This is a genomic window from Photorhabdus kleinii, assembly GCF_025384885.1.
Taxonomy (GTDB): Bacteria; Pseudomonadota; Gammaproteobacteria; order Enterobacterales; family Enterobacteriaceae; genus Photorhabdus; species Photorhabdus kayaii.
Genome location: NZ_JAJAFY010000023.1, coordinates 32,033 through 46,188, shown reverse-complemented (window position 1 = coordinate 46,188; position 14,156 = coordinate 32,033). Strand labels below are relative to the sequence as shown.

The 14,156-nt window shown below is 44.0% G+C and carries 11 protein-coding genes; 3 read left to right on the top strand and 8 right to left on the bottom strand.

Annotated elements, in window-relative coordinates; translation table 11 throughout:
- Positions 1 to 23: 23 nt before the first annotated feature.
- From nuoF to hexA, 6 genes are all read right to left on the bottom strand, one after another.
- A complete protein-coding gene (gene nuoF, locus LG003_RS12390; protein WP_112877598.1) occupies positions 24 to 1,388 on the bottom strand; it encodes an NADH-quinone oxidoreductase subunit NuoF in 1,365 nt (454 codons plus the stop codon).
- A complete protein-coding gene (nuoE, locus tag LG003_RS12385) occupies positions 1,385 to 1,933 on the bottom strand; it encodes an NADH-quinone oxidoreductase subunit NuoE (RefSeq protein ID WP_262980855.1) in 549 nt (182 codons plus the stop codon). The genes nuoF and nuoE overlap by 4 nt, the downstream gene beginning before the upstream one ends.
- A 2-nt stretch (positions 1,934 to 1,935) precedes the next feature.
- Complete coding sequence (gene nuoC / locus LG003_RS12380; RefSeq protein WP_262980854.1) at positions 1,936 to 3,735, bottom strand: NADH-quinone oxidoreductase subunit C/D; 1,800 nt, start codon at positions 3,733 to 3,735, stop codon at positions 1,936 to 1,938.
- Between the two features lie 117 nt (positions 3,736 to 3,852).
- Positions 3,853 to 4,527, bottom strand: a complete 675-nt coding sequence (locus LG003_RS12375) for a NuoB/complex I 20 kDa subunit family protein (RefSeq protein WP_112877604.1) — start codon at positions 4,525 to 4,527, stop codon at positions 3,853 to 3,855.
- Between the two features lie 17 nt (positions 4,528 to 4,544).
- Complete coding sequence (locus LG003_RS12370; RefSeq protein ID WP_011147306.1) at positions 4,545 to 4,994, bottom strand: NADH-quinone oxidoreductase subunit A; 450 nt, start codon at positions 4,992 to 4,994, stop codon at positions 4,545 to 4,547.
- 705 nt (positions 4,995 to 5,699) lie between these two features.
- The gene (gene hexA, locus LG003_RS12365) at positions 5,700 to 6,629 is read right to left on the bottom strand and encodes a transcriptional regulator HexA (RefSeq protein ID WP_112877606.1); all 930 of its coding nucleotides are present in this window, start codon (positions 6,627 to 6,629) and stop codon (positions 5,700 to 5,702) included.
- Between the two features lie 810 nt (positions 6,630 to 7,439).
- Here hexA and LG003_RS12360 point away from each other — a divergent pair.
- Complete coding sequence (locus LG003_RS12360; protein ID WP_011147308.1) at positions 7,440 to 8,654, top strand: pyridoxal phosphate-dependent aminotransferase; 1,215 nt, start codon at positions 7,440 to 7,442, stop codon at positions 8,652 to 8,654.
- A gap of 801 nt (positions 8,655 to 9,455) precedes the next feature.
- Positions 9,456 to 10,049, top strand: a complete 594-nt coding sequence (yfbR, locus tag LG003_RS12355; protein ID WP_041380177.1) for a 5'-deoxynucleotidase — start codon at positions 9,456 to 9,458, stop codon at positions 10,047 to 10,049.
- On the opposite strand, the gene LG003_RS12350 is transcribed toward yfbR, so the two are convergent.
- Positions 10,046 to 11,878, bottom strand: coding sequence for an SLC13 family permease (locus LG003_RS12350; RefSeq protein ID WP_112877608.1), 1,833 nt, complete (start codon positions 11,876 to 11,878; stop codon positions 10,046 to 10,048). The genes yfbR and LG003_RS12350 overlap by 4 nt on opposite strands.
- A gap of 177 nt (positions 11,879 to 12,055) precedes the next feature.
- A complete protein-coding gene (gene yfbV, locus LG003_RS12345; protein WP_112877610.1) occupies positions 12,056 to 12,511 on the bottom strand; it encodes a terminus macrodomain insulation protein YfbV in 456 nt (151 codons plus the stop codon).
- A 391-nt stretch (positions 12,512 to 12,902) separates the two neighbouring features.
- Here yfbV and ackA point away from each other — a divergent pair, with 391 nt between their 5' ends.
- Positions 12,903 to 14,105 carry an acetate kinase gene (gene ackA / locus LG003_RS12340; RefSeq protein WP_112877612.1) on the top strand — a complete coding sequence of 401 codons (1,203 nt, stop codon included), beginning with the start codon at positions 12,903 to 12,905 and terminating at the stop codon, positions 14,103 to 14,105.
- The last annotated feature ends 51 nt before the right edge of the window (positions 14,106 to 14,156 follow it).

The following is a 14,156-nucleotide window of genomic DNA, read 5'->3' as shown; positions in this document are numbered from 1 at the left end:
CTGCTAATTTCGTGAAGAACCCATTACCAACGCTGCTTTAACAGGTTTGACTGGATACCCGCAATGAAATGGGTGTTCCCATAGTCTTTAGTCACAATTCCAGCTTCGAATTCATCACGGAAATATTTGATGGCACTCTGTAGTGGTTCCACGGCCCCTGGTGCGTGAGCACAGAACGTATTACCTGGCCCAAGGAAACGACAGAGCTGCTCCAACGTTTCAATATCCCCGGGTTGCCCTTCCCCACGTTCTATTGCACGCAGGATTTTTACGCTCCACGGCAACCCGTCACGACATGGAGTACACCAGCCGCAAGATTCACGGGCAAAGAATTCTTCGAGATTACGCGTCAACGAAACCATATTAATTTCATGGTCAACTGCCATTGCCAAGGCCGTGCCCAAACGGCTGCCCGCTTTAGCAATATTTTCGAAATCCATTGGCAGATCCAGATGTTCAGCAGTCAGGAAGTCAGTTCCTGCACCACCGGGCTGCCATGCTTTGAATTTCAAGCCGTCACGCATACCGCCAGCATAATCTTCAAGAATTTCACGAGCAGTCGTACCAAATGGCAGTTCCCACAAGCCCGGATTTTTCACCCGACCAGAGAAACCCATCAGTTTGGTACCGGCATCTTTACTCTTGCCTGCACTTAAACCGATATACCACTCTTTACCGTATTCGAGAATTGAAGGAACGTTGCACAAGGTTTCAACGTTGTTGACGCAAGTAGGTTTACCCCATGCGCCGGAAGTGGCTGGAAATGGCGGTTTTGAACGAGGATTCGCTCGGCGACCTTCCAATGAGTTAATCAGTGCGGTCTCTTCACCACAGATATAACGCCCCGCGCCGGTATGAACAAACAACTCAAAATCAAAGCCGCTGCCCATAATGTCTTTACCCAACAAACCCGCAGCCTTAGCTTCTTCGATGGCTTTACGCAGATGCACAGCCGCTTCCACATATTCACCACGCAGGAAGATATAGCCACGATAAGCTTTCAGGGCAAATGCACTGATCAACATCCCTTCCACCAGCAAATGAGGAAGTTGCTCCATCAGCAAGCGATCTTTGTAGGTACCTGGCTCCATTTCATCTGCGTTACATAGCAGATAACGGATATTCATGCTTTCATCTTTTGGCATCAGGCTCCACTTCAAACCAGTAGAGAAACCTGCACCGCCACGGCCTTTCAGCCCTGCGTCTTTTACCAGAGAAACCACTTCATTTGGGGACATGCTTTTCAGTGCTTTCTCAGCACCTCGATAACCATTTTTGCTACGGTACTCATCCAACCATACCGGTTGTTTGTCATCACGCAATCGCCAAGTAAGAGGATGGTTTTCCTCAGTACGAATAATTTCTTTTATTCCTGAATATGCTGTCATGGATACTGCTCCAGTAACTTTTCAATCTCTTCAGGTCTGACAGAACTGTGCGTATCGTCATCGATCATCATCGTCGGGCCTTTGTCACAGTTACCCAGACAACAGGTTGGCAACAGCGTAAAACGCCCATCTTTCGTCGTCTGTCCCGGACAGATATTTAGATGTTTTTCAATTGCAACCTGAACATCTTGATAACCGGTAATATGACAAACCACGCTGTCACAATAACGAATAATATGGCGGCCCACAGGTTGACGGTAAATCTGGCTGTAGAATGTTGCCACACCTTCCACATCACTAGCGGGAATACCAAGCACATCAGCAATCGCGTAAATAGCGCCATCCGGTACCCAACCACGATGCTTCTGTACGATTTTCAATGCTTCTATCGAAGCGGCACGCGGATCTTCGTAGTGGTGTTTTTCATGCTCAATAGCATCGTGCTCTTCGGTGCTCAGCACAAAATCTGCTTTTGCCTGAGACTCTGCTACGTTAACCACATCAAGGCGCGCTTGTTGAGCACTCGCGTTAATTTCACTTTGCATAGTTAGCGATCCACATCAGACATAACAAAATCAATACTGCCCAGATACACGATCAGGTCAGAAACTAAGCTACCGCGAATTACCGATGGGATCTGCTGCAAATGCGGATAACTCGGTGTACGGACGCGGGTACGGTAACTGACAGTACTGCCGTCGCTGGTGAGATAATAGCTGTTGATGCCCTTAGTGGCCTCAATCATTTGGAAAGATTCATTTGCTGGCATTACCGGTCCCCATGACACTTGCAAAAAGTGGTTAATCATAGTCTCAATATGCTGCAAAGTACGCTCTTTCGGTGGTGGCGTCGTCAGTGGATGATCTGCTTTGAATGGACCTTCAGGCATATTGTTCAGACACTGTTTCAAGATTCGCAAGCTCTGACGCACTTCTTCCACTTTCAACATCACGCGGTCATAACAGTCGCCGTTATTACCAATCGGCACGTCGAAATCGAAATTTTCATAGCCGGAGTATGGACGCCATTTACGCACATCAAACGCGATACCCGTTGCCCGCAAACCCGCTCCAGTGGTGCCCCATTCAAGAGCTTGTTTGGAATTATAAGCAGCAACTCCAATAGAACGGCCTTTCAGGATGCTGTTTTTCAGCGCCACTTTCACGTAGGAATCAAGACGTTTGGGCATCCAGTTGAGGAAATCGCGCAATAATCTATCCCAACCACGCGGCAAATCATGAGCAACGCCGCCAATGCGGAACCACGCTGGGTGCATACGGAAACCGGTAATCGCCTCCACCAGATCATACACTTTCTGACGGTCAGTAAAGGCGAAGAACACCGGTGTCATCCCGCCAACGTCCTGAATGAAAGTCGAGATGTAGAGTAGGTGGCTGTTAATGCGGAACAATTCCGACAACATAACGCGAATGGTTTTTACCCGGTCAGGCACTTCAATTCCCGCCAGTTTCTCCACCGCCAGCACATAAGGCATTTCGTTAACACAACCGCCTAAGTATTCAATACGGTCTGTATAGGGAATATAACTGTGCCAAGATTGTCGCTCTCCCATCTTCTCCGCGCCACGATGGTGATAACCAATATCCGGGACACAATCAACAATCTCTTCACCATCCAGTTGCAGAATGATACGAAATGCCCCATGAGAAGAGGGATGGTTAGGACCAAGGTTAAGGAACATAAAGTCCTCATTCTCGGTACCCCGCTTCATTCCCCACTCTTCTGGTTTGAAAGTCAGTGCTTCCATTTCCAGATCTTCTTTCTGTCTGGTCAATTCGAAAGGATCAAATTCTGTCGCACGAGCAGGATAATCCTTCCGCAACGGATGCCCTTCCCAAGTCGGCGGCAACATAATGCGGCGCAGATTTGGATGGCCGTTAAAGACAATACCAAACATTTCCCATGTTTCACGCTCATACCAGTTGGCATTTGGGAACAGAGGAGTTGCAGTCGGGAGATTCAGGTCTTTTTCACTGAGGGCAACCTTCAACATGATATCGCGGTTACGCTCAATAGAAAGCAGGTGATAAAACACAGAAAAATCTGCCTCTGGCAGACCCTGGCGATAAGTACGCTGGCGTTCATCCATGCCATGCAAATCAAATAACATGACATAAGGTTTAGGCAGCTTCTTCAGGAAAGTCATTACTTCCAGTAATTGTTCACGCTTCACCCAGACAACGGGTATACCTGTACGGGTTGGCTGAACAGTAAAGGCATCCGGGCCAAAGTGGTTACGCAGCTCACTCATGACCGGATCATCAAGATGATCATGAGTTTGCCACGCAGGCCGGGCGCTTTCTTGCGCTATCTGATCTATCATCATTTTTCACCACAACGCTTTGATCAGTGTTCGTTTTGATCAGGATTAGTATCGCAACACATTGCTCTGGTTACATTCATTAGGCTACTTTAGTAACGCCTACTGTCTAAAGACAAATTCTTAAACTTCGTCTGGCGTACGCAGATTTTTCACTGCGATACGTTCCCCGTGCTTACGTTCTCTTTCTGACTGCATATTGGCACGGTAAACCCCTTGCTCTCCCACTACCCAAGACAACGGACGACGCTCTTTGCCGATTGACTCTTGTAACAACAACAGAGCTTGCATATAAGCTTCAGGACGGGGAGGACAGCCAGGAATATAAACATCAACAGGGATAAACTTATCGACACCTTGAACGACAGAGTAAATATCGTACATACCGCCAGAGTTGGCACAAGCTCCCATAGAGATAACCCACTTCGGCTCAAGCATCTGGTCATACAGGCGCTGAATAACCGGCGCCATTTTGGTAAAACAGGTTCCAGCGACCACCATAAAATCCGCTTGGCGGGGTGATGCACGTAAAACTTCAGCGCCAAAACGAGCGACATCATGAACAGCGGTAAATGATGTCGCCATTTCCACATAACAGCAGGAAAGACCAAAGTTGTAGGGCCACAGGGAGTTTTTACGTCCCCAATTCACCATATCATGCAGAGCATGCTCCAGTTTGCCCATGTAAACACTACGGTGAACATGCTGCTCCAGTGGGTCTGCGACAATTTCCTGTTTTTGCAGGGGATAACGGTCATTCTCACCGTTCGGATCTATGCGGGTGAGCGTATAATCCATCTTTAAATGCCTCGCTATTACTGCGGATGACTATTGTTAATGTTAATCACAACACTTGGTTTACTTACCTGGCGGCTTGAACGAGATGGCGTCCAATTCAGCGCCCCAATACGCACCAGATAAAACAAGCCTGCAAGTAACACCAAAATGAAAATGCTTGCTTCGATAAAGCCTAACCAGCCACTCTCTTTGATAGAGACTGACCATGCATATAAAAACAGAGCTTCAACATCGAAGATGACAAAGAACATAGCGACCAGATAGAACTTAGCCGACATACGGAGACGAGCACTACCGACAGAATCAATACCAGATTCATAAGGGACATGTTTTGCCCGGGCTTTCGCTCTTCCGCCCAAGAAAAATGCCCCTAACAGCATCAAAGCACACAGACCGAAAGCACCTAAAAGAAATACCGCGAATGCCCAGTGATGGGCAAAGAGTTCAGTGGATGTTGACATACTCATTGCTTACTCATCAAAAGTGGTGTCAAAAGTGTCTGCTCTTTTGTCTGGCAGTGTTGCACCACATCGATTCAAGGGAAGGGGTAACAACCAAATCTGAAACACTGTTAATCAATGATTGATGGAGTGAATCTTCTTGGTTTTTACTCCTCTCAACAATATTTTGTCTGTTATGACAAAATTAATCTAACATTTATTTACAAACAACAAACTTAGTCTTAACGAATCGTGCTGCCGCACTGCTAAAACGTGTCAGTCAACTGGCATGCGAACAGTGGCGGCAACTAGTTTAACCGATAATTCGCTTTTACCACATCATTATCTCAGGAAAAACCTGCCTTTCCACTGCTACATAGGGAGTATTTCTTTGATCAAGTACACAATTTGACAGAAAAAAATTTTACTACTGATGATAATTCATTCAAATCTGAAGAAATTATATTTTTTATCCATTCGCGACGAGAAAAGTTCCCGTTCACTACAGAAATACTTATTTTATCAATTCAGCAAATTATTACCTTGTTAACAATATAACAATTTGTTAACCAAATCAGGGGGTGTTAAGAAAAATGCTACCGTATATTTAATGATTACGATAACAACAGAATAAGGTGAATTTAGTTGATGATTACTTATAAATATATTCGAGGAGCTAATACCTCCTTCCATCCATAATGGAGGTATTAGCAAAGGGAAGTGTTTCAGATATTACTCATCAATAATATCGTCATCATCAGGAAGTTCCTCAGAAACACTCGTTACCACGTATGGCGTTTTCTTATTCTCTATTGCACTAAAAACCGTAAGAACAGATTCATTTTGTTCATTACTATGTCTATACAGAGAGAACTGGGTTTCAGGTAAACGAGGAAGCCCTTCACTCTCGCCTAAAATACGCAGATCAGCATTTTGCATTTCCAAAGGACGAGCAGTAATACCGACTTCTGCATTCACTGCCGTGCGAACTGCCGACAGAGAAGCGGCTTCATAAGCAATCCGCCACGATACTCCCACCTCATCCAGCGTATCCAACGCTAACTGACGGAATGGGTTGGTTTCATCCATCACAACCAGTGGCACAGGTTCATTTGACTGTAGCTGGAAATCAGGAGCACAATGCCATAATACTGGTGTTGAACGCAGAACAGTCCTTGGATGATGACTGATTTTTGCGGTTGTGAGCGCCAAATCGATCTCATGGCTATCCAGCATACTTTCAATAAACTGAGTACGCTTTATCCGGACGTCTATTGCCATCCGTGGATAAACGGAAGCGATGCGATTTAACAAAAAAGGGAGCAGTGTATCCACCGTATCATCGGATGCACCGATTCTTAGTTCACCTTCTGCATCGCTATAGGTTAATGATGCGCTGGCATCATCGTTAGCGCGCAGAATTTGTCTTGCATAACCAAGAAGTTGAAGACCATGCTCTGTAAGAAGCTTATTACGGCCATGACGGGCAAACAACTCTCTGCCCACCAACTGCTCCAAACGTTGCATTTGCTGACTTACAGCCGATTGCGTTCTGCATACTGCTGCTGCTGCTGCTGCAAAAGTATTTAAATCAGCAACAGCAACAAAAGTTCTTAGCAGATCGAGATCGAGATTCATTATCGGACGATTTGCATTTATCATTGTTTATTCATCACTTTTTTTTGATTTTAATTACTAACTAACCTGGTGTTTTTACGTAAGCACTATCAAATTAAATTAACATCGCTTAGACAGTACTCTACTCTATTAAATAGGGCAAAGATTTACTGCTGTTTTTTTACCTATTGAACCCATTGCGGGTTTTATTTTCTCCTCTTCTTAGCAAAAGTTACTCGGATTCCTAAATAAAATTGAGGACAATCCCTATTTACAACACCCTATATGTGATTTCTAGTTTGGTTATTTTGTTTTCTGACTCACGTCAAAGAATAACATAAGTTATATCAGAAAAACTAAATATAAAGTAAAAATCTACAATATCACTAATGTTTAATAATCCTATTCAGATAAATTTACAACTAGTTTCCAGAAATGATCAAAAATATTGTTTGATCTTTCTAAAATATATAGTTCCAAATTGCCAATTCAAGCCAAATCTTATACATAAGAATAAATTATACAAACACAACAATTTTTATTGGCAAATTGCGCTATGCTCACTTTCTCTCCACAATGGCCCGGCCATGCCGTTATCACGCTAAAAATACCCCCATTCCCACACTAAAAAACAACAACAATCCAGATTATAAATTTGATATCATCAGTAAATTCAGGATTTAACGCTGACATAATTTACATAAAAAGATACTCAAATAACAACTCCCCTACTAAAACAACCATTTTAACCAAATATATCAATGCATCTTCAAAACATTCAGAGGGAGGAGTACATTAAATGTTACACGCTATATGCCAAGCGACTTTTTTTACCAAGATAAGGTAAGACTCTCTATGCTAGCAGTTAAAAAATCCAGCAAATTGGATAATGTTTGTTATGATATCCGCGGCCCCGTACTCAAGGAAGCTAAACGCCTTGAAGAAGAAGGCAATAAAGTCCTCAAATTAAATATTGGTAATCCAGCCCCCTTTGGTTTTGAAGCACCAGATGAAATCTTGGTAGATGTTATCCGTAACTTACCAACAGCACAGGGTTATTCAGATTCGAAAGGTCTGTATTCTGCACGCAAAGCTATCATGCAACATTATCAAGCCCGGAATATGATGGACGTGACCGTTGAAGATATTTATATCGGCAATGGTGTTTCTGAATTAATCGTTCAGGCAATGCAAGCATTACTGAATACCGGTGATGAAATGCTTGTTCCCGCACCTGATTATCCTCTCTGGACTGCGGCAGTTTCACTTTCCAGTGGCAAAGCCGTACATTATATGTGTGATGAAGGGTCAGATTGGTTCCCTGACTTAAATGATATCCGCAACAAAATTACGCCCCGCACACGTGGGATTGTGATTATTAACCCTAATAATCCAACGGGTGCTGTATATAGTAAAGAATTGCTATTGGAAGTTGTTGAAATAGCTCGGCAACACAATTTGATTATTTTTGCTGATGAAATTTACGACAAAATCTTATATGACGATGCAGAACATCATTCAATTGCTGCCCTCGCGCCTGATCTGTTAACGGTAACATTTAATGGATTATCCAAAACATATCGGGTTGCAGGTTTTCGTCAAGGCTGGATGGTATTAAATGGCCCGAAGAAACACGCTAAGAGCTACATTGAAGGCTTGGAGATGCTGGCATCAATGCGTTTATGTGCCAATGTGCCAATGCAACACGCTATTCAAACTGCTTTAGGCGGTTACCAAAGTATCAGTGAATTCATTTTACCTGGTGGCCGTTTGTATGAGCAGCGTAACCGAGCATGGGAATTAATTAATCAAATCCCCGGCGTTTCCTGCGTGAAACCTAAAGGCGCTTTATATATGTTTCCAAAAATTGATGCGAAACGTTTTAATGTTCACGATGACCAGAAGATGGTGCTTGACCTTTTATTACAAGAGAAGGTCTTGTTAGTGCAGGGAACCGCATTTAACTGGCCGGAACCTGACCATCTCCGCATCGTGACCCTACCAAGGCTTGATGAACTAGAGATGGCAATTCAGAAATTCGCCCGATTTATTGGCAAATATCATCAGTAAAAATAAGAACCGTTTATATACCCTATGGATTTCAAGATGCATCACGACGGCAAGGGAGTGAAGCCCCGGGAGCATAGGTAACTATGTGACCGGGGTGAGCGTGACCGGGGTGAACGAGTGCAGCCAACTAAAGAGGCAACTTGAAGGATAACGGGTATAGAAAAATATCGCTGATAACGGACATTATTCATACCATGCGTTCTATCGGAATAGGCGAAAACTTATTTCTTCTATTCCGATAAGTCTCGCCTACCCACTTTTTCTTCACTGGTGAAAACCTCACCTGTCAGATAGAAATCCTTGATAACCACGTCCATAACTCTCTTTATTGATATCCAATAACCACTCTCTGCAAAATAAGGTCAATAAATTTTCATTTTTTACCGGTAACACAGACTAATTTTTTTATTTTTATGGACGATTTTTGCAGCGATTATATAAGGCATTAGCAAGATATAAAAGAATTAAACATTGCATTTATTAAACTTAATAAAAGAGAACGCCTGGATGAATAACAAACTATTGTAAATTATATGAAATTTTTGTATATAAACTGTATGCAAAATGGAGTAAAAACATAAATTTCCTTTAAAAAAGATATCTATTACGATTATAACATTGCCAGTTAATAATAAATTTAAATTAATCATATCAACCTTGCTATACAGTCTGGATACCCGTTTAGATAAATAGCAGATTTCCCTATGAAAATAAGGTATAAAAACAAGAAACGATTTTAAGGTTTACTTTACCCCTATCCACCGCTCACAATAAAAACAATATTTACTGTAAGAGATGATTATGAGCCACTTTTTTGCCCACCTTTCCCGTTTGAAACTGATTAACCGTTGGCCTCTGATGCGTAATGTACGTACAGAAAATGTATCGGAACATAGCTTACAAGTGGCCTTTGTCGCACACGCCTTAGCCATTATCAAAAACCGCAAATTTGGTGGCAATGTGAATGCTGAACGCATTGCGTTGCTGGCTATGTATCACGATGCCAGCGAAGTTATTACCGGAGATTTACCCACTCCGGTCAAATATCACAATCCACATATTGCACGGGAATACAAAAAAATAGAAAAAATCGCGCAGAAAAAATTACTGGAAATGCTGCCAACAGAGCTACAAGAGGATTTCCGTCCAATCCTAGATGACAGCCAGCATACAACAGAAGAAACTTTTATCATTAAACAGGCCGATTCCCTGTGTGCTTACCTCAAATGTCTGGAAGAGTTATCGGCAGGTAACCATGAATTCAATCTGGCGATAGCCCGACTTGAAAAAACCCTGGCTGATCGTCACAGCCAGGAGATGGATTACTTTATGAAAGTTTTTGTACCGGGATTCAGCCTGTCATTGGACGAAATTAGCCTTGATATTCCACATTAAAATGGAAACAACCAAGGGATGACCAGCACACTTATCACCATCACCAGTAGGGTAAATGGCACGCCCAAACGGACAAAATCGGAAAACTTATAACCACCGGGGCCAAGAACCAGCGTATTCACTGGGGACGAAACCGGGGTCATAAATGCGGCGGAAGCTGCCACACCAATAATCATGGCAAATGGCATGGGCGATACTGCCATTTCACGTGCAGCAGCAATAGCTATCGGCGCCATTAATACCGCCGTTGCCGTATTAGAAATAAACAAGCCGATTACGGCACAAAGTATAAACAGACATACCAGCATCACCCTCGGCCCCATATCACCCGCAATATCCATCAAGCCACGGACAATCAGCTCAATCCCGCCCGTTTTCTGTAATGCCAGAGCAAACGGCATCATCCCGACAATCAGGATAATACTGGGCCAATGAATAGAGCGGTACGCACTTTCCATATCAATACAACGGAATTTTCCCATCAACAGGCAAGCTATCAATGCGGCAATCACATTGGGTACTTCATCGGTAAGCATCATGGCTACCATCAGTGCCAAGCTAAAAAGCGCATGTGGCGCTTGAGACGTTGCCGGAGCCACCTCTTCGATCTCAACCGGCAGATTAAGGACAATAAAATCGCGCATTTTGGTTTGCAGGATACGTATCAGTTTCCAGTCACCAATAACCAGCAAAATATCGCCAAGTTGCAGTGGCGCATCAACCAGTTTACCCGACAACGATTCACCATCACGTCGAATACCAACAACATTCAAACCATAGCAGGTACGAAAACCTATTTCCCGCAGTGACTTACCCAATAAATCCGACTCCGGGATCAGAGAGACTTCAGCCATACCTACGTTACGAGATTGTTCAGAGAAATACTCCCCGCGCAGTACCATCGGTTCTAATAATTGCTCACTGCAAAATTGACGCAGATCCACCTCACTGTCTGACATATCAACCAGCAACACATCCCGTTCTCTCAATTCTGTATTGCCCATCGCACTGACCATAACGCGCCGGAAACGCCGCCAACGCTCGATACCAACGACATTAGCCCCGTAGCGAGCACGCAAATTTGACTCATCAAGAGAGAGACCTATCAGCGGGGAACCTGGGCGGATCGCCAGGCGACGTGCGCGACCTGATAATTTATAGTCGCGGATAAGGTCACGGAAAGTACGACGATGCCATTTATCATGGCCTTTATCTGATTGATTATTGCCCAACCAATGGCGAGCGATCAGCATATAACCAATACCGGCAAACAGAATCAAAATACCAATAGGTGTAATAGAGAAGAATTTAAAACCGGGAAGCCCTTCCCGTATCAACTCACTGTTAACCACCATATTGGGTGGTGTCGCTACCAATGTCATCATGCCACTGATAAGCCCGGCAAAACTCAAGGGCATCATCAACCGCCCCGGCGAAATTTTCATCCTTACCGCAACACTGAGCACCACCGGAATGAAAATCGCGACCACCCCTGTAGAGCTCATAAAAGCACCAAGCCCTGCAACAGTCATCATCAGTAATGCCAGCATTTTGGTTTCGCTGTTTCCGGCGGCTCTTACCAGCCAATCCCCCATTTGATAAGCAACGCCAGTTCTTACCAATCCTTCACCAATAACAAACAAGGCAGCTATCAGCAACACATTGGGATCACTAAAACCGCTGGTCGCTTCACCGAGCGTCAACGTTCCACTCATGACAAACGCGATAATTACCAATAATGCAACAATATCCATGCGCAGTTTATTGGTAGTAAAAAGAACAATAGCTATCAGTAGCAGGGTCAACACCCACAAGAGCTCGCTATTCAAAATGGCCTCTATCAACAAAAAAGAAGATATTAATGTCAAAAGCTTGGCTAGTAGACCATTTTATTAAGAGAAAATCCCCGGTTGCGATCAACAATGTGTCCACTTTTCGTCATGAACCATCATCTCTGATTTTCCAGTACATTGACTGCAATAATCTAGCAACAGGTTTCTCCTGGTTCAAATATCATCAAGAAACGAACGATCGAGTTGTTTAAATGCGCGTTTCAGCAGTTCTGCGAGAGATTGATAAGTTGGCGTTTGCTGCAAAGGTGCCATTGCGATACCCGCTGCGGCAAATTTATCACGGATTTCATGAAACCATTTCAGCAATGCCGCGGGTAACGGGGTTGATGCCCGTTTCCCCAACCACCATAACCCTTGCATCGGTAAACTACACGCGAACAGTGCCGTCGCCACCGCTGGACCAAGCTGACCACCCAGTGCGATTTGCCACGTCAGAGTAAAAATAGCCAACGGCGGCATAAACCGGATACCAAAGCGGGTTGCCTTAATAATCCGATTTTCAGGAAACATGGGTGCCAACTGTTTCTCAATCGGCCAAGTTTTCATGTATTGCTGTCCCAGTTGCATCTTTCTCAGCCATCCGTTACTGGTGGGAGGTATTGCGCTCATCATGACCTCAATCAATTAAAAACACATTTTTTAAAAAAACATTGTAACTGATAAAATATTTTTTGTAGGATTAAGTATATTTTGTCTTTGCTGCTAGCTATCGGTATCCTACATTCACTTTTATGTTATACACAGCAGCAAAGCGGCATATTTTACCTTTTTTACTGCACTTAGGCTCATTTTGTTAACAAATCACGCTATCCCTTAACATCAGAGCAGACAAAAAAGGGGTTTTGAAAATTTAAACCTTATCATCATGCTCTTTGCACTTAGCATGATGTTAATCATTTAATGTCATCACTATATGCTCTACGCTGATGAGTAATTGACGTTTTATTAATCACATGTCTTATCTGTAAGACTCAATGACAAACACGATATAGGTACTTCCATGTCAAGTAAGCTGGTACTGGTCCTCAATTGCGGTAGCTCTTCTCTGAAATTTGCTATCATCGATCCTGCTAACGGTGAAGAATATCTTTCTGGTCTAGCTGAATGTTTTAACCTGCCTGAAGCCCGCATTAAGTGGAAAATGGATGGCGCAAAACATGAAGCCGCTTTAGGTGCTGGTGCAGCCCACAGTGAAGCATTGAACTTTATTGTTAATACGATTCTGGTCGAAAAACCAGAACTTTCTGATCAAATCGCCGCAATCGGCCACCGCATTGTTCACGGCGGTGAAAAATTCACGGCATCCGTTACCATCAATGATGAAGTCATTCAAGGGATTAAAGATGCGGTTCCATTCGCACCATTGCATAACCCTGCTCACCTGATTGGCATCGAAGAAGCGAAAAAAGGATTCCCGCACCTGGCTGACAAAAACGTTGCCGTATTCGACACCGCTTTCCATCAAACCATGCCAGAAGAGGCTTACCTCTATGCCCTGCCATACAACCTGTATAAAGAGCACGGCATTCGTCGCTATGGCGCTCATGGAACCAGCCACTTCTTCGTTTCCCGTGAAGCCGCAAAAACGCTCAACAAACCGGTTGAAGAGCTGAATGTTATCGTCTGCCACTTGGGTAATGGTGGCTCTATCTCGGCTATCGTTAATGGTCAGTGTGTTGACACCTCTATGGGATTGACACCATTGGAAGGTCTGGTAATGGGTACCCGCAGTGGTGACATCGACCCAGCGATCATTTTCCATCTGCATGATTCACTGGGCATGAGCGTTGAACAAATCAACAAACTGTTGACCAAAGAATCTGGCTTGCTAGGTCTGACCGAAGTCACCAGTGATTGCCGTTATATAGAAGATAACTATGAAACCAAAGCCGATGCTAAACGCGCTATGGATGTCTACTGCCACCGTCTGGCTAAATACGTTGGTGCTTATTCCGCACTGATGGAAAGCCGTTTGGATGCCATTATCTTTACCGGTGGGATTGGTGAAAACTCCGCACTGGTTCGTGAACAGGTGATGAAAAAACTGGCCCTGTTAGGTTTCGAATACGATCACGACCGTAACCTGGCGGCCCGCTTCGGTAAATCCGGTGCTATCACTACTGACAACAGCCGTCCTGCTTTAGTGATCCCAACCAATGAAGAATTGGTGATCGCTCAAGATGCAGCGCGCCTGACCGCGTAGTAACTTTACCAACCGCCAGCCACTGCTGGCGGTACTATTTTTGACCAACGA